The 22,799-nt window shown below is 68.1% G+C and carries 20 protein-coding genes and 1 tRNA gene; 15 read left to right on the forward strand and 6 right to left on the reverse strand.

Features of this window, described 5'->3' with window-relative positions:
• Nucleotides 1–197: 197 nt before the first annotated feature.
• A complete protein-coding gene (locus JNG39_RS19580) occupies nt 198–593 on the forward strand; it encodes a hypothetical protein (protein ID WP_368313645.1) in 396 nt (131 codons plus the stop codon).
• Between the two features lie 299 nt (nt 594–892).
• Here JNG39_RS19580 and JNG39_RS19585 read toward each other — a convergent pair whose 3' ends face one another.
• Nucleotides 893–3,919 (reverse strand): TonB-dependent receptor plug domain-containing protein, encoded by a 3,027-nt coding sequence (locus JNG39_RS19585; protein ID WP_368313646.1) that lies wholly within the window; start codon nt 3,917–3,919, stop codon nt 893–895.
• A 562-nt stretch (nt 3,920–4,481) separates the two neighbouring features.
• Between JNG39_RS19585 and JNG39_RS19590 the strand changes: the two genes are divergently transcribed.
• From JNG39_RS19590 to JNG39_RS19605, 4 genes are all read left to right on the forward strand, one after another.
• Nucleotides 4,482–6,656 carry a hybrid sensor histidine kinase/response regulator gene (locus tag JNG39_RS19590; protein ID WP_368313647.1) on the forward strand — a complete coding sequence of 725 codons (2,175 nt, stop codon included), beginning with the start codon at nt 4,482–4,484 and terminating at the stop codon, nt 6,654–6,656.
• Nucleotides 6,653–7,507: an alpha/beta hydrolase gene (locus JNG39_RS19595; protein WP_368313648.1), complete on the forward strand. Its 855-nt coding sequence runs from the start codon at nt 6,653–6,655 to the stop codon at nt 7,505–7,507. The genes JNG39_RS19590 and JNG39_RS19595 overlap by 4 nt, the downstream gene beginning before the upstream one ends.
• A gap of 71 nt (nt 7,508–7,578) precedes the next feature.
• Complete coding sequence (locus JNG39_RS19600) at nt 7,579–10,614, forward strand: two-component regulator propeller domain-containing protein (RefSeq protein ID WP_368313649.1); 3,036 nt, start codon at nt 7,579–7,581, stop codon at nt 10,612–10,614.
• Nucleotides 10,611–11,456, forward strand: a complete 846-nt coding sequence (locus JNG39_RS19605; RefSeq protein ID WP_368313650.1) for a hypothetical protein — start codon at nt 10,611–10,613, stop codon at nt 11,454–11,456. Before JNG39_RS19600 ends, JNG39_RS19605 begins: the two co-directional genes overlap by 4 nt.
• Here the strand turns inward: JNG39_RS19605 and JNG39_RS19610 are convergent.
• The gene (locus JNG39_RS19610) at nt 11,437–11,925 is read right to left on the reverse strand and encodes a hypothetical protein (RefSeq protein WP_368313651.1); all 489 of its coding nucleotides are present in this window, start codon (nt 11,923–11,925) and stop codon (nt 11,437–11,439) included. The two genes, JNG39_RS19605 and JNG39_RS19610, sit on opposite strands and share 20 nt — an antisense overlap.
• 86 nt (nt 11,926–12,011) lie before the next feature.
• Nucleotides 12,012–12,827, reverse strand: a complete 816-nt coding sequence (locus JNG39_RS19615; protein WP_368313652.1) for a plasmid replication/partition related protein — start codon at nt 12,825–12,827, stop codon at nt 12,012–12,014.
• A gap of 184 nt (nt 12,828–13,011) precedes the next feature.
• Between JNG39_RS19615 and JNG39_RS19620 the strand changes: the two genes are divergently transcribed.
• Nucleotides 13,012–13,401: a VOC family protein gene (locus JNG39_RS19620; protein ID WP_368313653.1), complete on the forward strand. Its 390-nt coding sequence runs from the start codon at nt 13,012–13,014 to the stop codon at nt 13,399–13,401.
• Between the two features lie 4 nt (nt 13,402–13,405).
• Nucleotides 13,406–13,810, forward strand: coding sequence for a DUF1801 domain-containing protein (locus JNG39_RS19625; RefSeq protein ID WP_368313654.1), 405 nt, complete (start codon nt 13,406–13,408; stop codon nt 13,808–13,810).
• Nucleotides 13,811–13,890: 80 nt separating this feature from the next.
• On the opposite strand, the gene JNG39_RS19630 is transcribed toward JNG39_RS19625, so the two are convergent.
• Complete coding sequence (locus JNG39_RS19630; protein ID WP_368313655.1) at nt 13,891–14,856, reverse strand: hypothetical protein; 966 nt, start codon at nt 14,854–14,856, stop codon at nt 13,891–13,893.
• A 242-nt stretch (nt 14,857–15,098) separates the two neighbouring features.
• On the opposite strand from JNG39_RS19630, the gene dusA reads away from it, so the two are divergent.
• The 4 genes from dusA to JNG39_RS19650 are packed head-to-tail and all read left to right on the forward strand — an operon-like array spanning nt 15,099 to nt 18,582.
• Entirely contained in the window at nt 15,099–16,079 is a 981-nt protein-coding gene (gene dusA, locus JNG39_RS19635) for a tRNA dihydrouridine(20/20a) synthase DusA (RefSeq protein ID WP_368313656.1), read from the forward strand.
• Nucleotides 16,080–16,132: 53 nt separating this feature from the next.
• Nucleotides 16,133–16,447, forward strand: coding sequence for a PepSY domain-containing protein (locus tag JNG39_RS19640; protein WP_368313657.1), 315 nt, complete (start codon nt 16,133–16,135; stop codon nt 16,445–16,447).
• Nucleotides 16,447–17,139: a response regulator transcription factor gene (locus tag JNG39_RS19645; RefSeq protein ID WP_144914935.1), complete on the forward strand. Its 693-nt coding sequence runs from the start codon at nt 16,447–16,449 to the stop codon at nt 17,137–17,139. Before JNG39_RS19640 ends, JNG39_RS19645 begins: the two co-directional genes overlap by 1 nt.
• A gap of 57 nt (nt 17,140–17,196) precedes the next feature.
• Nucleotides 17,197–18,582 (forward strand): ATP-binding protein, encoded by a 1,386-nt coding sequence (locus JNG39_RS19650; protein ID WP_368313658.1) that lies wholly within the window; start codon nt 17,197–17,199, stop codon nt 18,580–18,582.
• A gap of 230 nt (nt 18,583–18,812) precedes the next feature.
• Here the strand turns inward: JNG39_RS19650 and JNG39_RS19655 are convergent, their stop codons facing one another.
• Together JNG39_RS19655 and JNG39_RS19660 are read right to left on the reverse strand one after the other, a co-directional pair.
• Nucleotides 18,813–19,577 (reverse strand): zinc-dependent peptidase, encoded by a 765-nt coding sequence (locus JNG39_RS19655; protein ID WP_368313659.1) that lies wholly within the window; start codon nt 19,575–19,577, stop codon nt 18,813–18,815.
• Between the two features lie 19 nt (nt 19,578–19,596).
• A complete protein-coding gene (locus tag JNG39_RS19660; RefSeq protein ID WP_368313660.1) occupies nt 19,597–19,947 on the reverse strand; it encodes a hypothetical protein in 351 nt (116 codons plus the stop codon).
• 197 nt (nt 19,948–20,144) lie between these two features.
• Here JNG39_RS19660 and JNG39_RS19665 point away from each other — a divergent pair, with 197 nt between their 5' ends.
• The 4 genes from JNG39_RS19665 to JNG39_RS19680 all read left to right on the forward strand — a co-directional run bounded on the left by JNG39_RS19665 (nt 20,145) and on the right by JNG39_RS19680 (nt 22,797).
• Nucleotides 20,145–21,128 (forward strand): biotin--[acetyl-CoA-carboxylase] ligase, encoded by a 984-nt coding sequence (locus JNG39_RS19665; RefSeq protein WP_368313661.1) that lies wholly within the window; start codon nt 20,145–20,147, stop codon nt 21,126–21,128.
• Complete coding sequence (locus tag JNG39_RS19670) at nt 21,125–21,883, forward strand: type III pantothenate kinase (RefSeq protein WP_368313662.1); 759 nt, start codon at nt 21,125–21,127, stop codon at nt 21,881–21,883. Before JNG39_RS19665 ends, JNG39_RS19670 begins: the two co-directional genes overlap by 4 nt.
• 66 nt (nt 21,884–21,949) lie before the next feature.
• Nucleotides 21,950–22,705 (forward strand): SPOR domain-containing protein, encoded by a 756-nt coding sequence (locus JNG39_RS19675; RefSeq protein WP_368313663.1) that lies wholly within the window; start codon nt 21,950–21,952, stop codon nt 22,703–22,705.
• A 16-nt stretch (nt 22,706–22,721) separates the two neighbouring features.
• Nucleotides 22,722–22,797 (forward strand) — tRNA-Thr (locus JNG39_RS19680).
• Nucleotides 22,798–22,799 lie beyond the last annotated feature (2 nt).

Consider the following 22,799-nt stretch of genomic DNA (forward strand, 5'->3'; position numbering starts at 1 on the left):
CACGACCTCGCGCGGGGCGGAAGTCTCTGATTCGGCTGGGGAAGCGGCCGGTTTCGCCGCGCGCCTCGCGTTCGCCGCACTCATGGGGTGAGTGCCGGCGCAGGACGCCAAGGATACGGCATTGCGCGACGCGTCGCCGGACAGGCGTCTCGCCCTGGTCTAAGATCGAGGGTCCGCCCTTCACACGACTCGATGGCATGACCCGACCCGACTACGCTCCGGGCCAGTCCTGGACTTACCGCACCCGGCCCGGCGAGGAAGACTCCCGCCTGATGATCCGCAAGATCGACGTCGAGCCGGAGGATGGCGAGGTGTTCCACGTGTCCCTGCTCGGCGTGAAGCTGCGCAACCACCGCGTGCCCGGGGGCATTCAGCCGGCGATGCACCATGCGGCCGTGTCGCGTTCGACGCTCGACAAGAGCGTGCTGGGCGCGGCCGGTACCGCCGATGCCGACGAGAGCTGGCGCGACGGTTATGCCGTGTGGCGCCAGGCCTACGACAACGGCGACGCGGGCGTGTTCGACCTCGAGGTGAAGGACATCCTCGGCTACATCGAGATGGTGGTGGCCGCGTCGGGCGAAGCCGGCGCCTGAGCGCGCCTACCGAAGGGGTGGGAGCGGACCGTGTCCGCGAACCCTTAGGCGTGCCAGCGAACGAATGAGGCTATGCGGTGATCGTGCGAGCGGCAAAAAAGCTCGCACGATCGCCGCATAGCCTCATTCGCTATAGCAGCCTTGAGGGTTCGCGGACACGGTCCGCTCCCACCCCTTCGGTGGCAGGGTACGGGCAAAAAAAGAGCGCCCGTCTTCGACAGGGCCCCCGGCCGGGGAGGCAGCCGGGGGGCGAAGGGGGCGCAAGTCACACAGGGATGGGTTTTATGCGTTGAAGCCGATCAGAAGTCGTAGGTGACTGCCAGGCGGGCGTAGCGCGGGTCTTGCGTGTACAGGGGCACGCCGAAGATGGGGTTCGGCGTGCGCGGGGTGTCCTCGCTCGACGGGTAGCGATACGTGGCACGCTTCTCGTTGAGCACGTTGAACACGTTGGCGGAGAACGCCAGCTTCTGGTCGGCCCAGCCCGGGCGATAGGTGACACCCAGGTCGAGCTGGAACGTCCACGGCAACCGGCCCTGCGAGCCCGGGCGCGCCGGCTCGCCGTTGCAGAAGTGGTAGGTGCTGCCGTAAGACTCGGGGTTGCTGTGCGAGGCGCCGTAGTAGCCGAGGCAGATTTCCGGTGCGCCCGTGGCGGCCTGCAGGTTGCCCGAGAGCTGCCATTCCGGGGCGAACTGCCAGTAGCCGTACGCCTTGATGACGTGGGTGTGGTCGTTGCCCAGGATGCCGTTGGAATAGTCCATCACGTAGCGGTTGTCCCAATCCACGCTGCCGGCGGCGCCGGACTGGCGCGTGTCGGTACGGGCCTGGCCTTCGGTGTTGCCGTACGAGCGCGAGAAGACGTAGTCCAGCTTGCCGTACCACGTGCCGTCGAAGGTGTGCTCGATGAAGGTTTCCAGCGAGTAGTAGTTGCGCTTGGCCTTCGGGAAGCCCATCTCGTCGCGCGTGAGCGTCACGTCGTACGGCTGGTTGTTGTTGTCGATGAGCGTGAACGTGTTGGCGGACCCGCCGTTGATCAGGTAGCAGCTGTTGCTGCTGCTGATCGTATGGCCTTCGGCGAGGGCCTTGTCGGTGACCAGGCCGACGTCGCAGAAGTCGTCGATCACGGTGCGCAGAAGACGACGCGTGAACTTGGCGCCGTAGACCCAGCTCTGGCCGAAGGCCTTGTCGAAGCCGAGAATGAATTCGTCCTGGTGTTCGGCCTTCAGGCCCTTGCCGGCGACCGTGCGCGGGTCGGGGGGAATGCCGTACGAGTTGTTGCCGGAAACCACGTCGCTCATCTGGGTGAGGCCGGTGGGTGCGCCGGTGGCCGGATCGATGCCCGAGTAGGTGTAGTACTGCTGGGTGGCGAGGTAACCGGCGGCGGCGCCGGTCGCCGGGCTCAGCGGCAGGCCGAGGTAATAACGGCCGGCGTTGGCGAACACCTTGAACGAACCGTCCCCGTAGACGTCCCACGAGGCACCGATGCGCGGCGCCCACTGCGGCTTGGTCTGCGTGATGAAAGCCTGGCCCTGGGGGTTGTAGTCGGTGAACTGGTCGTTGCGCAGGCCGATCGACAGCAGCCAGCGGTCGTTGACCTGCCACTTGTCTTCGACGTACTGGGCCCGCTGCTCGGAGCGAACGTTCGCCAGATTGGTGGCGATGTCGCGCTTGACGTAATACCCGTCCTGTCCATTGGGGAACAGTGCCGGTGCCGGGACGAAATTGCGGCCGGTATCGTCGGAGAGGGGCACGTCGGGAGTCGTGGTATGGCCGTAGGCCCAGGTGTAGCCGGGACCTGGATGCGTCGAACCGAAATCCTCGACGCGCGACCTGACGTTGTCGATACCGGCCGACAGCGTGTGATCGCCCAACACGTAGGCGACGTCGAAGCGGAAGTTGGTCGACTTGTTGCCCCGGCCGGGCGAGCTGATGTCGCCCACCTGGTTGTTGCGGATGGGGCTGCCGCCGTTCAACGCCGGATTCTGGTTCGTCGAGCCGTCGACACGCACCAGGTTCGGGTCATAGTTGCCCGGCTGGTCGTAGTTCTTCGAATCCATCTTGCCGTACAGGACGCTGAGGGTCAGGTTATCGGTGATGTAGCTGGTGTACTTGCCGATGTAGAGATCGCCGCCGGTCTTCTTGTCGTTGTCCGGGCCGATCGTGTTGAGCACCTGGCGATTGTTGAAGTCGTAGTTGTAGCGCGTGCCGGAGCTCTCGCGCTTGTCGGACGCGCCGGTCACTTCGAGGATGTTGCTGTCGTTGATGTTCCAGTCGAGCTTGCCGTACCAGCGCGGCGAGCGGTAATCGTTCTTCTGTTCGGGCGTGTTGCTGCCCACGTCGTTGAGGGTGCGGCGGTTCTGCTTCTCGAACTCGCCGGCCACGAAGAAGAACAGCTTGTCCTTGATCAGGGGGCCGCCCGCGTAGGCGCTCACCGTGGTGGTCCACTGGCGGTTCTGGTTCTTGAGCTGGTAGAGGTCGCCTGCCGGGGCGGATGCCGGCGTGTTGGTGTAGTAGAGGTTGTCCTGCTTGGCACGTGCGAAGGCCGGCTCCCACAGCACCTGCGCGCCGAAATGCCATTCGTTGGTGCCGCGCTTGCCGACCTGGCTGATCACGCCGCCGTCGGAGCGGCCGTACTGCGCGCTGTAACCGCCGGTGTAGACCTCCTGCTGATCGATCGCGCCGTAGGGCAATTGCAGGCCGCCGAGCGCATTGAGAGGGTCGGTGGTGTTGAAGCCGTTGATGTAATAGGCGTTCTCGTTCGCCGCGGCGCCGCCGAAGCTGGCCACCGAGCGGCCGGTGTCGCTCTGGAAGTTGGCGCCGTTGTTCACCACGCCCGGCGCGAGCCGCGCGATGGCCTCGGCGCTACGGCCCAGCGGCAGCTTGGCGAGCTGCTCGGCGGTGACCACGGTACGCGAGTCGACGGTGGTGACGTCGATGTTGGGCAGCGCGGTGCCGGTGACGGTCACGCCGGAAAGGCTCGTCGCGTCGCCGGCGGTGGCGGCGGGGGCCGCGAACGACACGTCGGTGCTGGCGCCGACGCGCAGCGTGACGTCCTTGCGGGTATCGACCACGGCGCCATCGCGCATCAGGGTCACCGTGTAGGTGCCCAGCGGAAGCTGCGATGCCGAGTAACGGCCGCGGTCGTCGACCGGCACCTCACGGCGGAAGCCGGTGCCGCTCTCGATCACGATGCTTTCGTTGCCGCCGGCCGGCACGCTGCCGTTGAGGCCGCCGGTGGTGGACTGTGCGTGGACGACGCCCGCGCCGGCCAGACAGGTGCAGATGGCGAGGGCGAGTGCCTGCCTCCGCGAGAGAAACTGGTTGTTCAAGTGCCTTCCCCGAAAATAATGGTGCCCGGTAAAAACGCGAGCACGGAACAACGGGTGGTTGAACGACGTCTCTCCCCGACGAAAGCTCCCCGACCCTGCGTCCGCGCTCCGTCGCGTTCATTTGTCTCGATCCAAATGAACCTTTCGCAAGATTTACAGTAGCGGGGCAAAGAAGTCCATAACCCTTCGAAAGTTTCGTATGGACGTCCATACGAAACACCTTTGCCGCGCCGCAGCATAAAACGACCTAAGTGGCGGTTTGCATGGATGTTCGACTGCATCAGCCGGGCGTATCGCCACGATGGAAATGTGTATTCGGCGTGACGGGGCGGCATAGCGGGGCGACTTCCTTATTCAGGTTTGGATCGAGGCAAATCCCATGCCAAAGCCCGGCGAGGCCCGTGTGTCCTTGCGCGCCCCATCTTTCGATCCGAGGCGACCATTCCTTAACGAAAACCGTGCCTTAGCCCCCTGTTCGAGAGCCTTTACGAAATCCGGGCTTGTCAGCGCAGGTCAAGAAACTAGACTAGGCGACTATTGGAAGGGGGCGGATCAGGCGGGCATGAAGATCGAACGCGGTCGCGGCAACCGCACCGAACCGGTGATGCTCAGCGAAGCCGCGGAGCGGCTGCGCAATCCCCGTATCGACCGTATCGTCGCCAGTTTTCGCGAATATCGCGTCTCGCTCATGCGGGTGGTCATCCTCGGCTTCATCCTGGTCTGGACCGCGGCCTGGCTGCACGGCCCGACCCCCATGGCCGTGGAAGCGAACCGTGCGTTCCCCCTGGCCACGGGGCTGTTCATCGCCGCCACGCTGTGGATGCTTTGCGTGCGTGCCGCCCGTGGGCTGCGCCGTCGCCCCCTCGTCGATGCCCTGGGTACCGCCGCCAACTACGTGATCGTGGCGGTGCTGCTCAAGGCGGCCTTCATGCTGGTGATCACGTTGACGGCCGTACTGCCCTTCCTCTCGGTGGCGGTGGGCGTGCGCTATAGCCGGCGCGCGTTCGCGGCGAGCGTGATGGCATCGGTCGCCGTACTCGCGATCAGCGCGCCCGACGGTTACTGGATATCGCGCCCCGCCTATGCGCTTTATGCGCTGGCGCTCGTGATAGTGTTGCCGATGACGCTTTATCGGCTAATGGACGCGCTGCGCGAAGTGTCGACCGAGGCGATCGCCTCGCGCGAGGCGCAGCATCGCTTCATCTCGATGATGAGCCACGAGATGCGCACGCCGCTGGGCACCGTGATCCATTCGGCGTCGCTCATCGACACCGGCGTGATGAACGAAGACCAGCGTCGCCTGGTCTCGCTGCTCGAATCCAACGCCAATGCGCTTCTGCACCGCGTGAACGCCGTGCTGGACGTGGCCTCGTTCGCCGGCGGCCGCTTCAGCCTGCGGCACCAGCCGTTCACTTTCGACGAAGTGCTCGTCACGGTGGGCGCGGTGTGCCGACCCCTCGCCGCGGACAAGCAGATCGGGTTCACCGTGTCGCGCGACGCGTCGGTGGAGGGCGTCTTCAACGGCGATCCCGGGCGCATCGAGCAGGTGCTTTCCAACCTCGCCTCCAATGCCGTGAAGTTCACCCCGCCCGGGGGATCGGTGGACGTGCGCGTCGAACTCGTGGACGGGGCCGCCGGCCGGGACCCGACCATCGTGTGCACCGTCGTCGACACCGGCATCGGCATCGCCGATGCGGACAAGGCGCGCATTTTCGACCCCTTCCACCAGTTGAGCGCGGGCGAGAGCCGGCGGCAGGAAGGCGTGGGGCTGGGCCTGTACATCGTGCGCAACGTGTCCGAGCAGATGGGCGGACGCCTGGAGGTGGCCGACAATCCGCTCGGCGGTACGGTGTTCACCTGGCGATTCCCGCTGGCGCGGGCGCCGGTCGGCGTGCGCAGCATCGCCGGCATGCCGCTGGTCGAACTGCTCGACGAACATCGCGGCCGCGTCGCACGCCAGCGCTGCCTGGTGGTGGACGACAATGCGGCCAACCGCGAGATCGTCGGGCGCATCCTCGAACGCGCGGGACACGTCGCCACGTTCTGCGCCAGCGGCGATGAGGCGCTGGCGCGGCTGGCCACCGATACCTTCGACGTGATCTTCATGGACCTGCACATGCCGGGCAGCTCGGGCTGGGACGTGCTCGGTCGCATCGATTCCGCGCGCCGCGCCGGCGCGGTACCGCCCATCGTGATGCTCAGCGCCGATTCGAGCCACGATGCCGTTCGCATCGCGTTCAAGGCGGGGGCGCGCGCGTACCTCACCAAGCCCATCGCCGCGCAGCGCCTGCTCGACGTCATCGAATCGGTGGCCGGCGAGCGCGTACTGGAAAGTGCCGCGAGGGCATGGCAATCCGTGCCCGAGTTCTCGGCGACGGCCGATAGCGGTGCGTCGCCGCTGGACGACATGCGCGCGCTCACCAGCGCGGAAGAGTTCGCCGATTTCGTCGCGCTTTGCGCGAAGGCGACCGAAACCCATGTCGAGGCGTTGCGCCTGGCCATGCTGTCGCGGGACATCGCCGGCGCCTCGGAGGCCATCCATGCGCTGCGCAACGTGCTCGGCAATCTCGGCCTGCCGGGAGGTGCGAGGGTATGCGACGACCTGACGGTGCTGGTGGACGCCGGTGGCGACCTGCGGGCCGCCCATGCCGAACTGGATGCGTTGGCCAGGTCGGTGCGTGCATTTGCCGCGCGCCAGCGTATGGTGTCGGTTTCCACCGAAGGCGCCAACGCTTGAGCACACTGGACGACCTGGCCCGCGGCATCGATGCCCGCGAACGCGCGACACCTGGATTGAAGCCCGACAACGAAGCCCGCATCGTCTTCGCCGACGCCGCCAGGGCACGCCGCCCGCTTTCGGTGGTGTACCTGCATGGATTTACCGCGAGCCAGGCCGAAGGCGCCCCGGCGCATCGCGAGATCGCCCGGGCCTGCGATGCGCACCTGTACCTGGCGCGCCTGCACGGGCACGGCAGCGACGATCCCGAGGCCATGGCCGGCGCCACGCCCGAGCGCTGGATGGCCGACGCCGACGAGGCGCTGGACGTCGGCCTGGACCTGGGCGAGCGGGTGCTGCTGGTGGGCACATCGATGGGTGCCACGCTCGCGCTCGACCTCGCCGCGCGCCGCGGCGCGTCGGTGGCCGGCGTGGTGACTTGGTCGCCGGGCATCCGCGTGCACGACCCGGCCCAGTTGGAGGCGGCGCTTTCACTGAGCGGTGCCATTCCCGCCGATGGCGAGCGCACCGATTTCCAGCGCCGCTACTGGTCGCAGATGATCCACAGCGACGGTATCCGCGCCGTCGCCCGGCTGCTTGCCGAGCGCATGCGCCAGGACATCCTGCGCGAGATCACCTGCCCGGTATTCATGGGGGTGTGGGACGGCGGGGAGGGCGATCGCGACACGCTGACCTCGGTGCGGGCGATGCGCGATGCGTTCGGCTGGCTCGGCACGCCGGCCGACCGCAAATCCTTGCAGGCCTACGATCACGCCGCGCACGTGCTGGCGTCGCCGGAACGGTCCGCGGCGGCCCGGCATGTGGAGAACGACACGCTCGCCTTCCTGCGCGCCATGCGCATCGCCCGGTGAGCGTGCTTTAGCCGCGACGCGGATCGAGGCGCGCGCTATCGTTGCCGCCTTTCCGGACGGAACCTGACTTCGTGCGCGTGTTGCTCGCCATCGCCAGATCGGGATTCGTCGGGCTCGCGCTGTGGGCCGGGATGGCCTGCGCATGGGCCGTCGACAGCCGTGAGCGCGACATCGGCCAGTTCATGCATAGGGCGTGGACCGTGCGCGACGGCGCGCCGGGGCAGGTGACGGCTTTGGCGCAGACGGCCGACGGGTACCTCTGGCTGGGCACGCCCGTGGGTCTGTTCCGTTTCGACGGCGTGCGCTTCGAACGGTTCCGCCCTCGCGAAGGCGGCGATTTTCCCGCCTCCGCCGTGGCGTCGCTGTACGCGCCGCCGACGGGTGGACTGTGGGTGGGCTTTCGGTATGGCGTGGTCAGCTTCGTCGCTGCCGACGGCGTTGCCCGCCACTACGCGGCGGGCTCGGGCCTGCCCACCTCCACGGTGTATGCCCTGGGCGGTACGCCCGACGGGCGCATCTGGGGCGCCACCTTCAATGGCCTGGTGATGCTGTCCGGCGAGCGCTGGCACGTCGTCAGTCCGGCGATGGGCCTGCCCGGCCGTCGGGCCAGGAGCCTCATGGTGGATCGCGAAGGGCGCTTGTGGGTCGCCACCGAGCAGGCGCTGGCCTGGCTTCCCAACGGCGGCGAACATTTCACCATCGCCACGCGCGCTATCGGTCGGGTCAATCGCATCGCCGAGGCGCCGGACGGCAGCATCTGGGTCGCGGAAGACGACGGCGGCGTGCGTCCGGCATGGGCCGGCGAACGCGATCCGGACGACATGGGCCCCACCGTGAGGCTGGCGTCGGCAGGCCTGCTGTTCGACCGCGACGGCGCCTTGTGGATGCCTACACTGGGCGACGGCATCCGACGTATCACGCACGTGCGCGACTGGCCGCGCCAGGTGATCGATGCCACCGGGACCGTGGCCGAGCGATTCGTCGAACGCGACGGTCTTTCTTCCGATTACGCCGATGCGGTGATCCAGGACCGCGAAGGCGACATCTGGGTGGGTGGCACCGGGGGACTGGATCGATTCCGCGTGAGCCGGTTGACGCCGGCCCCGACCGTATCGGGTGGCACCGACTTCGCGATCGTGCCGGCGCCGGGACATGGCGTGTGGGTGGGCAGCAAGAACCGGCCGCTGATGCGCACGGAGGCGCACGCGATGCGGGCCACGCCGTTCGCCGAAACGATCACCGCGGTATCGCGCGATGGCGAAGGCCTCTGGTTGGCCGGCCCGTCGGGCATCTGGCGCATGAAGGACGACGTGCCGAACCTGGTGTCGGCGTTGCCCTCGTCGCAATACACCGGCGTGCAGGCCATCGAAGGCGACGGCGCAGGGGGTGCCTGGGTTTCGATCAACCGGCCCGGCCTCTACCACTACGCGTCGGGCCGGTGGACGTTCGATCCGCTGCCGCCGACGGATGGCGAGCAGGCGCCGCTGTTCCTGCATCGCGACGGGCGCGGCCGCCTGTGGATGGGGTTCGCCCGCAACCACCTGGTGATTCGCCATGCCGGGCGCGACACGCTGCTGGGACCCGGCAACGGCGTGGCCATCGGCAACGTGGTGGCCTTCTGCGAAGGCCGTAACGTCGACTGGATCGGTGGCGAGCTGGGCATCGCTTCGACCGACGGCACCGACGTGCATACCGTGCATACGCTGGGCGAGCCCTTGCGCGGGGTGTCGGGCATGGTGCGGGATGCGCGCGGCGACCTGTGGATCAACGCCGCGCAAGGCGTGGCCCGCATCGCGAGCGACGACCTGGGCCACGTCGCGCGGGACCCCACGTTCCGCCCGCCGGTGGAACTGTTCGACTTCCTCGACGGCCTGCCGGGCACGCCGCCGCCGTTCCGTCCCGTGCCGTCGGCCGTCGTCGCCGACGACGGCCGCCTATGGTTCGCGACCACGGCCGGCATTGTTTCCATCGATCCGCTCAACGTGCCGCGCAACGCGACGCCGCCGCAGGTGCACATCACCTCGATATCGACCGACATGGGCACCTGGCCGGCCATGCCGCCGCTGCGGCTGCCCGCGCGCACGGAACGCCTGCGCATCGACTACACCGCCACCAGCCTGGGCATGCCCGAGCGCGTGCGTTTCCGCTACCAGCTCGACGGCATCGACACGCGCTGGCGCGACGCCGGCAACGAGCGGGAGGCCGTGTACACCGATCCTCCGCCCGGGCATTACGTTTTTCGCGTGACCGCGGCCAACGAGGATGGGGTGTGGAACGAACAGGGCGTCGAGCTGGCGCTCGACATCGCTCCGGCCTTCTACCAGACCTGGTGGTTCCTGGTGCTGTGCCTGGTGGTGGCGATGGCGGCACTCTACGTCGCCTACCTGGTTCGCGTGCGGCGGATCGAGGAGGCGTTGCGCGCACGGCTGCAGGAGCGCCACACGGAACGCGAGCGCATCGCGCGTGAGCTGCACGACACGCTGCTGCAGAGCATCCAGGGCCTCACGATGCGCTTCCAGGCGATCGCCAACCGCGTGCCGGCCGGCGAACCGTTGCGCGTCTCGATGGAGCAGGCGCTCGACCGGGCCGACGAGGCCCTGGTCGAAGCGCGGGATCGCGTACGCGGGTTGCGCGCGCATGCGGTCGATTCGCACGGCCTCGCCGACGCGCTCCAGACACTCGCGCTCGCCTATGCGGACGAACACACGGTGCCGATCGGCGTGGACGTTCGCATCGACATGACCGGCATGGATCGCCAGGTACGCGACGAGCTTTACGGCATCGCCCGCGAGGCGTTGCATAACGCGGTCGTGCATGCCGACGCGAGTCGCATCGACCTGGTGCTCGACATCGAGGGGCGCGATCTCGCGTTGCACGTATGCGACGATGGCCGCGGCATCGACGAGGTGGTGATGCGCGACGGCCGCGAAGGTCATTGGGGTCTGCGTGGCATCCGTGAACGCGCCGCCGCCATCGGTGCCGAACCGACCATCGCATCACGGCTCGACGGCGGCACCGTGGTCTCGGTTCGCGTCGCGCTGGAACGCGTCTTTCCGCAACGCGGGCACGGGTTGCGCCGTCGTTTTTCGCGGAAGCGCCGCCGGTGACCGCCAGCGACCTCGCTTCGCTGCTCGACCGCCTTGCCGCCCACGACGGCTGGCGGCGGCCGGACGCCTTCCTCGAGCGCGCGGACCTCGCCGATCGACTCGACCTCCTGCTTCCCGGCGACGTGGCTTCCGCCGAGGTCGCGCGTGCGGCGCCCTTCCTCGCGGCCATGGAGGCCAGCGACGCGCGTCTGTTCCAACGCTTGCGCGAGGCCATCCGCGCGGGACGTGGCGCCCAGGCCCTGGCTCCCTGGTTGCGTTCGGCGGTATCGGGCGGTCAGCACTACGACGCCCTGGACGCCCTGCTGGCCGGCGTGCTCGCCATCGACGAGCCGGTGGCCGACGATCCCGTTCCGCCGCCGGGCATGGTGTTCTACCAGCCGACGCCCGCGCGGCATATCGTGGAATGCGTGCGGCGCGCGGGCATCGGTCGCGACGACGTCGTGCTGGATCTCGGTTCGGGCCTGGGGCACGTGCCGATGCTGGTGAACATCCTCACCGGCGCGCGGACCCGGGGCGTGGAGCGGGAGCCGGCCTACGTGGAAAGCGCCATGCGCGCCGCGGACGCGCTGGGCTTGCGCGGCGTGTCGTTTCTCTGCGCGGATGCGCGGGATGCTTCGCTGGACGATGTGGACGTGGTTTACCTGTTCACGCCCTTCATCGGCGGCGTGCTGGCCGACGTGCTGGTTTCGCTCGAGCGTGCGGCGCGGGCACGCCCCTTGCGCATCGCGACGCTGGGTCCCTGTTCGGCCACGTTCGCGCGGCAGGCGTGGTTACGCGCCGATGGGGCGACGAGCCCCGATCGCGTGGCGGTGTTCCGTTCGGTCAGCGGTGACCCGGATTGAAGTGACCGGTGCCGCCGCCGACGGAGATGCTGACGCCGCCGGTGGGATGGTCGCAGCTGCCGAACGCCTGGCTCAGGTTGACCACGCCGGACTGGAAGTCGCCGCTGCGGCCATGGCTTCCGCTCATGACACCCGTGCTCACGCTGCCGTGCACCTGGGGTTTGTTGTAGGTGGCGTCGTCGCAGCGTGGCTCGTCGTCGGCGATCGCGGTGTCGGCCATGCGGCCGCTGGTGTCGCCGTAGTAGGTGCCGGGCGGATCCTTCGGACGCGACGGCGTCACGGCGACGCTCTCGCCGCTGCCCCGGGTCGCGCCGGCCGTGGTGCCCGCGTGCGCGGGAGCGGCGGTCGTGGCCGAGGAGGCCGGCACGTAATCCGGCGGCAACTTCAGGTTCAGCGGGCGGGACGCGTCCTGGGCCATGGCCTCGGCGGAAACGAGGAGCAGGGCGGCGAGGGCGAGGGTGGGCTTCATGTCGGGCTCCGGGGGATGCGTCCTGGAACGCGCGAGGACGCGTCCGGTGTACCGGCCTTGGATCGCGTCCGCCGTCGGTTAGTTCCTCACTCTACGCCGGTTTCGGCTTCCTCTTCCGACGGCGCTTCGCCCAGGCGGGCTTTCAACGCATCGATCTCCCGGCGCAGGTTGCGGTTCTCGGCCTCCAGATCGGCGATCTGCTCGCGCAGGGCCTTCACTTCGTCCGTGGGTTTCTCCCGGGGCTTGCGCTTCGACTCGCGTACGCGCTTGGCGGCCTGCTTGAGTTCGTCGTCGCCGGCCGAGGCGGCCGCGCGCTGTTCTTCCTCGGGCAGGCTGGCCACGGCGGCGGCCGCGCTGATCGACAGATGGCCGGACTTCACCGCCGCGACCACTTCGGGGGCGGCCTCCTTGCGGATCTTCTCGATCATGCCGACCTGGTTGCTGCTGATCCGCGCTTCGCGCGCGATTTCCTTGCGGCTGTCGGCCGGATTCGGACGCGGCGGCTTCGGCTTCGCGGGCTCCGCGCCGGTGGTGTCGAAAGGCACGTCGTCGTCCTGCGCCGGTTCGGCCGATGCGCGACGGGACGCCAGGATCTCGCGCTTTCGCAGGGCCAGCACGCCGCGCTGGAAGTCCGACACGCTGCGCCGTCCGAGGTGCTGCTCGATCATCCACAGGTGCACGTCGTCGATCGACTGGAACCGCTCGTTCTGCACCGTGTTGAACGGGATATCGTGCTTGCGGCAGATGCCGTAGCGGTTGTGGCCGTCCACGAGCGTATCGCCCCACAGCACCAGCGCGTCGCGGCAGCCTTCGGCAAGCAGGCTGCGTTCCAGCGCCTGGTACTCGTCGGGCGTGAGCGGATCGATGTAGGCCTTCAGTTCTTCGTTGACGACGATATGCATGGGACGGGCGAGGGATGAAGCGGGCGGGGGCGGCATTCTAGTGGCTATGGCGCGGCCGTGCAGGCGACGCGATGCCACGTCGATGCAAGGCCTTGCGCCCTCTCATATTTCCGCTTTCGTGTCCCCTTGGCTCCCGGCGGGGAGGCGACTACACTCCGGACGATTCACGGCAAGGGGGACGGGAATGATGATGGACACGGTCGAGATCAAGGCCTTCGTGCCCGCGAAGGACTTCGAATTGTCGAAGCGTTTCTACCAGGACCTCGGCTTCACGCTCGCCTCGTCGTCCCATGGCGTCGCGTACCTCCATGCCGGCGATTGCAGCTTCCTGCTGCAGGATTTCTACGACGAGACGCTGGCCGATAACTTCATGATGCACCTGCTCGTGAAGGACGTGGACGCGTGGTGGCACCACGTGTCGTCCAGCGACCTGGCCGCGCGCTATGGCGTGCGTGCTGCCCCGCCGCAAGACCGGCCCTGGGCCATCCGCGACTTCACGATCCACGATCCGTCCGGCGTGTTGTGGCGGATCGGGCAGAACATCGGCAAGACGCGCGCGAATCACGGGGAGTGACGACATGGTTACCTCTGCATCCACGAATAACGACGACGCTCCGGCGCTGATCGACGCACGCATCGCGCAGCTCGGCGACTGGCGAGGCGATGTCCTGGCGAAGGTGCGCAAGCTCATTCACGAAGCCGCTCCCCAGGTGGTCGAGGAGTGGAAATGGCGGGGCACGCCGGTATGGTCGCTCGGCGGCATCCTCTGCACCGGCGAAACCTACAAGGCGAAGGTGAAACTCACCTTCGCCAAGGGCGCCTCGCTCGCGGACCCCTCGCGCCTGTTCAACGCGAGCCTCGACGGCAACGCGAGGCGTGCGATCGATATCGGCGAAAACGACGAGATCGATCCGAAGGCCTTCAAGGCGCTCGTTCGCGAAGCGGTGGCTTGGAACGCCGCCCCGAAAAAGAAGGCGCGCTAGGGGGCGCCCCGCGCACGGCAGGGAAGACCACCCTTTGACGAGTGGCCTTCCCTGGATGGGGCGCCTGGCGATGTGGCCCGTTATTCCGGCTGGGTCGCCACGCTGGTCGGACTGCCGCCGACGGCAATCGAGGCGGCGACCTTGTTCGTCCAGGGATCGATGACCGAGATCGTGTTCGAGCCGGTGTTGGCGACATAGATCCGGCTCGAATGCCGATCCACCGCGATCGAACCGGGGCTGTTGCCGACGGAGACGGTGTTCGTGGTCTTGCCCTCGGGGTTGATGACGGACACGGTGTTGTCCGCCTGATTGGCGACATAAAAGGGCACGCCGATGATGCTGGTGGCGACGGCCGTGGGAGCGTCGCCGGTCGACACGCTCCTGGTCTTGTTCGTGATGGCGTTGATGACCGATACGTCATTGGAGCCGATGTTCGCCACGTAGACGACGAGGCCCAGGGGGCCGGTCGCGAGGTTCCACGGCGTCGTGCCGACGTGGACGCTGCCGATCGGCTTGTGGGAGCGCGTATCGATCACGGAGACGGTGTCGTCCCCGAGGTTGCCGACGTACAGGCGGTTGAGGGAGGCGCTGGTGGCGAGGCTGATCGGCGCGGAGCCGACAGGCAACGTGTCGCTCACCACGTTGGTCGCGGTCTGGATGACGGACACCGTGTTGTCGCCGAGGTTGCCGACGTACACTTCGGCGCCGTTCGGGCTCACCGCGATGCCCTGGGGTTGGTTGCCGACGGCAAGGGTGGCGATCACGGCACGGGTGGCCGCATCGATCACGGAGACCGAACCGTCGTTGGTGTTGGCCACGTAAACCTTCTTGCCGTTCGGGCTCACGGCGACGCCCGTCGGCGTCGTTCCCACCGGTACCGTGGCGGTCACGGTGTTCGTCGCCATGTCGATGACCGACACCGAATTGTCGGTCTGGTTGCTCACATAAGCGTTGTCGCCAGGGCTGGCGGCCACCGGAAACGCCGTGCCGGCCATCAGCAGCGGAAGGGCGCAACGAAGCGCACGCGTCTTGGATCGAGTCGTCACGTGATGATTCTCCGTGGAATGTGGGCGCGCCAAGGCGTCCGACGTGAAGCGATGAAGCTTCGGCTTGAATCGTCAGCGCGTGTCCGCGCGTCGAGGGCAAGCTATCGACCGGCGATGACGGTTTGGCGATGTGGCTATCACAGGCTTCATGACGGATCGGAGACACCGCAGCACCGAACCGGCACGCGACGGCCCGGACGACGAACGGTGGCATCGCGGGGTAGGGCGGTTAAAATGACGCCATGCAACCCATCGATCCCTCGGCGTTTCGCCTCACCGTTGCCCCCATGCTCGACTGGACGGACCGCCACTGCCGGTACTTCCACCGGCTGCTGTCGCCCCATGCCCGGCTGTATACCGAGATGGTCACCAGCGCCGCGCTGGTGCGGGGCGGCCAGGTGCGCCTGCTCGAGCACAGCCACCAGGAGCATCCGGTGGCCCTGCAACTGGGCGGCAGCGATCCGGCGGAGCTGGCCCAGGCGGCCGCGATGGGCGCCCGCGCGGGCTATGACGAGATCAACCTCAACGTCGGCTGCCCCTCCGATCGTGTGCAGTCGGGCAAATTCGGCGCCTGCCTCATGCGTGAGCCGGCGCTCGTGGGCGACTGCGTGCGGGCCATGGCCGATGCCGTGGACGTGCCGGTGACGGTCAAATGCCGCATCGGCGTGGACGACCAGGACGAATACGCCGACCTCCAGCGTTTCACCGAGACCATGCTCGCCGCCGGGGTGCGCATCCTGGTGGTGCACGCCCGCAAGGCCTGGCTGCAAGGGCTCAGTCCGAAGGAAAACCGCGAGATCCCGCCGCTGGACTACGAGCGGGTCTATCGCCTGAAGCGCGAGTTTCCCGAACTGACCGTCCTCATCAACGGTGGCATCACCAGCGTGGGGGCCGTGCGCGACCACCTGGCCCGGGTCGACGGCGTCATGATCGGCCGCGCGGCGTACCACGATCCCTACCTGCTGGCCCATCTCGAGGCCGAGCTCTACGGCACGCCGCTGCCCGGCCGGGCCGAGGTGCTGGAGCACCTGCGCATCTACGTCGAGGCCGAACTGGCCCGCGGTACCCAGCTCAAGCACATCACCCGCCACATCCTCGGGCTCTACCAGGGAGAGCCCGGTGCCCGCGGCTTCCGTCGCCAGCTGTCCGAGGGCTCGCACCTGCCGGGGGCCGACTGGTCGCTCATCGAGTCCGCCCTGGCACCTTTTCGCCGGGCCGCCTGATTCCGTTCAGCTTCGGGCGGGTAGGGGCTGGGCATGATCGGCCGAATCGCCGCATGTACGTCGCGTCCACGCCAGACATGAAAATCACGTTCCGTTCGCTAGCTTTCGCGCTCGTCCTTGCCGCACCCCTTGCCGCCCACGCCGAGCAGGCGCCCTCGCTGACGCTGGAACAGGCGGTGAGCAAGGTGCAGAAGGAGACCGGGGGGAAGGTGCTGTCGGCGGATACGCGGCTGGTCGAGCGCGGCCGGATCACCGAATACCGGGTGAAGGTGCTGACCCTGGACGGCCACGTGAAGGTCGTTCCGATCCGCACGGAAACCGCCAAGCCCCTGGATATGAATGCCGGGGACAACAAGGAGAGACATTGATGCGTATCCTGCTCGTTGAGGACGAGGCGCCGCTGCGCGAGACCCTCGCCGCTCGCCTCAAGCGCGATGGCTTTGCCGTCGACGCCGCCCAGGATGGCGAAGAAGGCCTCTATCTCGGTCGCGAAGTGCCGTTCGACCTGGCGATCATCGACCTGGGCCTGCCCAAGCTGTCGGGCATGGACCTGGTGAAGGCCTTGCGCGAGCACGGCCAGCGCTATCCCATCCTGATCCTCACCGCCCGCGGCAGCTGGCAGGACAAGGTGGAAGGCCTCAAGCACGGCGCCGACGACTACCTGGTGAAGCCCTTCCACGTGGAAGAGCTGCTGGCGCGCATCAACGCGCTGGTGCGTCGCGCCAGCGGCTGGTCCAAGCCGGTGCTGGCCTGCGGCCCGATCAAGCTCGACACCACGGCGCAGACGGTGACCGTCGAAGGCCGCCAGGTCGACCTGACCAGCTACGAGTACAAGGTGCTCGAATACCTGATGCTGCACGCCGGCGAGCTGGTCTCCAAGGCCGACCTCACCGAGCACATCTACCAGCAGGATTTCGATCGCGACTCCAACGTGCTGGAGGTCTTCATCGGCCGCCTGCGCCGCAAGCTCGATCCGGAAAGCACCCTCAAGCCCATCGAGACCGTTCGCGGCCGTGGCTACCGCTTCGCCATTCCGCGCAACGAGGCGGACGAGGACTGATATCCCCGGGTAACGCGGCGCGGAACGTCGCGTCGCGTTACGAGGTCGTTTCCACGCATGGACAACGCGTCACCTACCAAGCGCCGCCCGCTGTCGCTGGCCGCCCGCGCGGCGCTCGCCACCGGCTTCGCCCTGGCCGCGTTCCTGGGGTTGACCGGCCTGGCGCAGAACAAGGCCAACTACGCGTCGGAACTGTCGGCGATGCACGATCGCCTGCACAGTTACGTCATCGCCTACATCACCGGCACCGACATCACGCGCGGCGGCAAGGTCACGGTGCCCGACAGCCAGCCCAACGCGGATTTCTCGCGGGTCGGCTCGGGGCTATACGCGATCATCGTGGGTAGCGACGGGTTTCGCTGGCAGTCGTCGTCCGCGCTGGGCCGCGACTTCGATTTCGTGCGCATGCTGCCGCCGGGGCAGACGTCCTTCGAGCCGGTGGAGACGCGCAGCGGCAAGCTCTACGTCTTCAGCTACGGTGTCACGCTCGACAGCACCGAACGTCGCAGCGTGCCGTTGACCTTCGTGGTGGCCCAGACCGAAGACCAGTTCGAGCGCCTGGTGGCCACCTATCGCCGCACGCAGTTCCTCTGGCTGGCCATGCTCGGCATGATGCTCATGCTGCTGCAGCTGTTCCTGCTGCGCTGGAGCCTGCTGCCGCTGCGTCGCGTGTCGAGCGACCTCGCGCACATCGAGCGCGGATCGCGCGATCACCTCGACGGCCCCTACCCGATCGAGCTGACGGTGCTCACTCGTCGGCTCAACGCTTTCATCGACAGCGAGCGCGAGCAGCGTTCGCGCTATCGCGACACGCTCGCCGACCTCGCGCACAGCCTGAAGACACCGTTGGCCGTGGTTCGCTCGCAGATGGAAACCACCAACGACGCGCAGACGCTGCGTGCCGGCATCCTCGACCAGGTGCGCAAGATGGACGAGATCGTCGCGTACCAGCTGTCGCGCGCCGCCACGTCCGGGCGCCGCACCATCGCCTCCGTGGAGCCGATCGCCGGGCACGCCGAAGATCTCGTGCAGAGCCTCGAAAAGGTATACGCCGCCAAGAACGTGCTCTGCGAATTCGAACTGGAAGACGGCGTGACGTTCCCGGGCGAGCAGGGCGACCTGTTGGAGCTGATGGGCAATCTCGTCGAAAACGCCTTCAAATGGGCTTCGCATCGCGTGCTGCTCACCGCACGGAGCATCGGCAAGATCAAGGGAAGGAGCGGCCTGGAACTCGTCGTGGAAGACGACGGCCCCGGCATCGCCGACGACAAGATCGAGAAGGTCCTCCAGCGCGGCGTGCGCGGCGACGAGCGCGTGCAGGGGCACGGCATCGGACTGTCGATCGTGCAGGACATCGTCAAGGCGTACCAGGGCGAGTTGCACGTCGATCGCTCCGAAGAGCTGGGCGGCGCGCGATTCCGGGTGCGCCTGCCGCCAGCCTGATTCGCCGATACGATCGGCTCCCACCCCTTCGGTCGTCGCGCTGTCGCATCCCTTTGCCGATCGACGGCAGGGCGCCTACCGAAGGGGTGGGAGCCGATCGCATCGGCGAACGCTACGAAGCGAACCAGGTCAGTCGTCGCGCTGTCGCATCCCTTTGCCCATCCACGGCAGGGTGCCTACCGAAGGGGTGGGAGCCGATCGCATCGGCGAACGCTACGAAGCGAGTCAGGTCAGCTTGTCGGCGACGGCCCATAGAAATCGTCCAGCAGCGTCGCCACCTTGGGTTCGGCCTCGCGCAACGCGGCGGGCTTCGAGAAATGCATCTCGCTGGTCACCGCGAAGAACTCTTCCGGCGCCTCGGCGGCGTACGGATCGATGATCGTATGCCGACCACGCTCCACGGCCTTCACGAGCTTGTCGAAGGCCGCCTGCATGGTCTGGATCCACTCCCGGCGATTCATCGATTTGGGCAGGGGCGGTACCCCGCTGGCCGGACCGGCGAGCATGTCGAGCTTGTGGGCCATCTCGTGCACCACGACGTTGAAGCCGTCCCAGGGGGCTTCGAGGTCGAGGGCCACGTCGGCCAGCGACAGCACCATGGGCCCCCTGTCCCACGCCTCGCCGATCAACGTGTCGTCGCTGTCGGTCACCACGCCGCTGTGCGCGTCGTAATGGCTGCGCCGCACGTTGAACTCGCCCGGATACACCAGCACGTTGGTCCAGCCCTTGAAGGCGCCGGGACCGCGGGGCAGGGCGGGCAGGCTCGCCTGCATTGCGATGGCCAGCCGCCAGAAATCGTCCAGTTCGGCGCCACCCATGGCCTGGAAACGTTTCGTGTGGAGAAAGTCGCCGGCGAGGCGGCGCAGGTAGTGACGCCGGGGCTCGTCGAGCGCTTTCGCCAGCGGAACGCGGTCGAGCGCCTGGCGCCACAGCGTGTCGTCGATGGGTGGGGCGGGTGCGCGAAAGCGCGAAAGAAAAGACGAAATCAGGCCCACGAACGATCGCCGCAAAGGATCAGAGCATGGACCCCGGCAGCAGCGACTGCCAACTGGGTGAGCTGGAACGGGACGGCGAAGGGCCGTCGTGCGGGCCGTCGCCGACGTCGGTGGGCGGCGGCATCGGTGCCGAGTTGCCGCCCGAGCGCGACGAACCCGCGCCCCGATGAATGCCGGACATGGCATCGCTGCCCGACGGGTCGCGACCGCCCGACGGCACGTCGCGCGCCCCGCTACCGCCTTCGAACGACGACGAAGACCCACTGCCGCCCACGATGAGCAGACGGCTGAAGTCGATGTCGGAAGCGGCGGCGGTGCCGTTGGCACCGACGAGGCACAGACATCCGAAGATGTAGGGTCTGGCGTTCATCGGTTTCCCCGTACCCCCAGGGTATACGTCGGGGGACGTCCGATCCTCGCAGAATTTTCACGTAGGTGCCAGTGCTGGAGGGGGTAGGCGGTCGCCCCGCGGCGCCGGGCGAAAATCTCGCCGCTGCCCTAGAATGGGCGGATGTCCCGGTCCCTTTCCCCCTTGGCTGCGGCCGCCTGACGGCTATTCACGGCACCATGCTCGCACGCGATCTCCTGCAAGCCCTCGCCGACGGTGAGCCCGTGTCCGGCGCGGCACTGGCCCGCCATGCGGGTGTAACGCGCGCCGCCGTGTGGAAACAGATCGAGGCGCTGCGCCTGAAGGGCGTGCCTGTCGACGCCAAGGTCGGCGGCGGTTACCGCCTGCCGTGGCCGATCCAGCTGCTCGACGCGCCCCGCGTCCGCCAGAGGTTGCCGGCCGCGGCGTCTTCGGCCCTGGGCATGCTCGAGGTGCATTGGGAGCTGGATTCCACGTCCAGCGAGCTGGCCCGGCGCAACCCCGTGCTCGACGATCTGGCCTTCGTGCTCGCCGAGACGCAGAGCGCCGGCCGCGGTCGTCGCGGCCGCGCGTGGTTGTCGCCGCCGGGCATGAACCTCTACCTGTCGGTGCTGAAGCGTTTCGATGCGGGATTCGCGTCGCTGTCGGGTCTGTCGCTGGCGGTGGGGGTCATGCTGATCCGTGCGCTGGACGATCTGGGCATCCGCACGGCGGGCCTGAAGTGGCCCAACGACGTACTGGCGGGCAACGCCAAGCTCGCCGGCATCCTCGTGGAACTGTCGGGGGAATACTCCGGTCCGTGCGCGGCGGTGATCGGCGTCGGCCTCAACATCCGCCTGCCCGACAGCGTGCATGAGCGCGCGGGACAGCCGGTGACCGACATCGCCGAACTCACGGGCGGCTCGCCGCCCGACCGCAACCGCGTGGCGGCGTCCGTCGTGGCGGCGCTCACCGAGGGCCTGCTGGCGTTCGAACGCCACGGCTTCGCGGCATTCGTCGACGAATACGCCAGCCACGATCTCCTGCTCGGCAAGCCGCTGCGCATCCTCGATCCGCGCGGCGAATACGAGGCGGTGGGCGAGGGCGTGGACGGCCGTGGTGCCTTGCGCGTGCGCCGGGCGGACGGCACCGCGATCACCGTCGACAGTGCCGAGGTTTCGGTGCGCCGGAGCGGCGTCGCATGATCCTGCTGCTCGACCTGGGCAACACGCGGTTGAAGTTCGCGCTCTGCGACGGCGCCGCGTTCACCCATCGCGGTGCGTTCGGCTGGGATGCCGACATCGCCCATGAACTGGCACAACTGTGGTCCGGGTGGCCCGCGCCCACGCGCATCCTCGGGGCTTCGGTGGTGGATGGGGCACGCGAAACGGCCGTCGCCGTCGCCGCCGGGAAAGCGTTCGGGCTCGATCCCCGCTGGATACGCACGCCCGCGCATGCCTGCGGCGTGACCAATGCCTACGCCGAACCACACCGCCTGGGCGTGGATCGTTTCCTCGCCATGGTGGATGCCTGGGCCGCCGGACGCGCGCCTTGCGTGCTGGCCAGCGTGGGCACCGCGCTCACCCTCGACGCGCTCGATGCGGACGGGCGGCACCTCGGCGGCTGGATCGCGCCCGGTCCCGTCCTGATGCAGCAGTCGATCCTGGGCGCCACCGCGCAGGTGCGCCCCGACCATCCCGGCGCCGTCCGCGACCTGGCCGACAACACGGCCGACGGACTGGCCTCCGGTTGCTGGCAGGCATCGGCCGCGCTCGTCGATCGTTTCGTCGCCCGCTCGTCGTCCTTGCTCGGCGGCTCGCCGACGGTGACCCTCGGCGGCGGCGACGCCGGCGTGCTCGCGCCGCTGCTCGAACGCGAGGTGGCCATCGTGCCCGACGCGGTGTTGCGGGGCCTCGCCGTGTGGGCGCGGTCGCAGCCCGACGCGGGCGATATCCCCTAGAATTCCTTCGCTGCCGGTTCTTACAGGGGAACGCGAGCAGGCCCAACCGGAAGAGCCAAGGCCCCCATGCTGCTGCGTTTGCTGTTCGTCCTGCTGATCGCACTGAATATCGCCGTCGCCGCGTGGTTGTTGCTCGGCGATACCGGTGCGCATGCGGTCGATCCGGCGGACAAGGGCGTACCCACCCTGAAGCTGCTGGCCGAGGCGCCGGCCCGCGCCGCGAGCGTGCCGTCGCCGGTGCAGCCCGCTCCCGCCCGTTCCGTCGCATCGCCTCCACCGGCGACGCCCGTCGCCGTCGTGCCGACGGCGACGGAGCCGCCAAAGCCCTCGCCGACGGTCGCCACGCCGCCGCCTCCGCAGCGGAGTTATCGTTGCCTCGCCGTCGGACCGTTCGCCAGCCTGGTCGATCTCAAGGCGGCGCGGACGACGCTGGCACCGCGCATGGCCCGCAGCCGCCAGCGCCAGGAGCAGACGAGCGAATCGCACGGCTGGCGCGTGTACCTGCCGTCGCAGGCCACCCGCGAGCAGGCGGTGGCCCAGGCGCGCCGGCTGGAAGCCAAGGGCATCAAGGATTACTTCGTGGTGGGCACCCAGGGCGACCTGCCCAACTCCGTGGCCCTCGGCCTGTTCCACGATCCGGCCAATGCGCGCAAGCGACGCGACGAGGTGGTGGCCGCTGGGTTCCCGGCGCGCATGAGCGAACGCACGGAAACCGTTCCCGTGTGGTGGCTCGACGTCGTCGTCCCCGACGATGCCGCCGCCGACGTGCGCAGGGCCGTGCGCACCCCTGGCGTCACGACCCGAACCACGGGCTGCTTCTGATAAACTCCCCGCCTTCGCCGGCATAGCTCAGTTGGTAGAGCAACCGCCTTGTAAGCGGTAGGTCCCCAGTTCGAATCCGGGTGCCGGCACCATC

It is taken from the genome of Luteibacter sp. CQ10, from assembly GCF_040900725.1.
Classification (GTDB): Bacteria; Pseudomonadota; Gammaproteobacteria; order Xanthomonadales; family Rhodanobacteraceae; genus Luteibacter.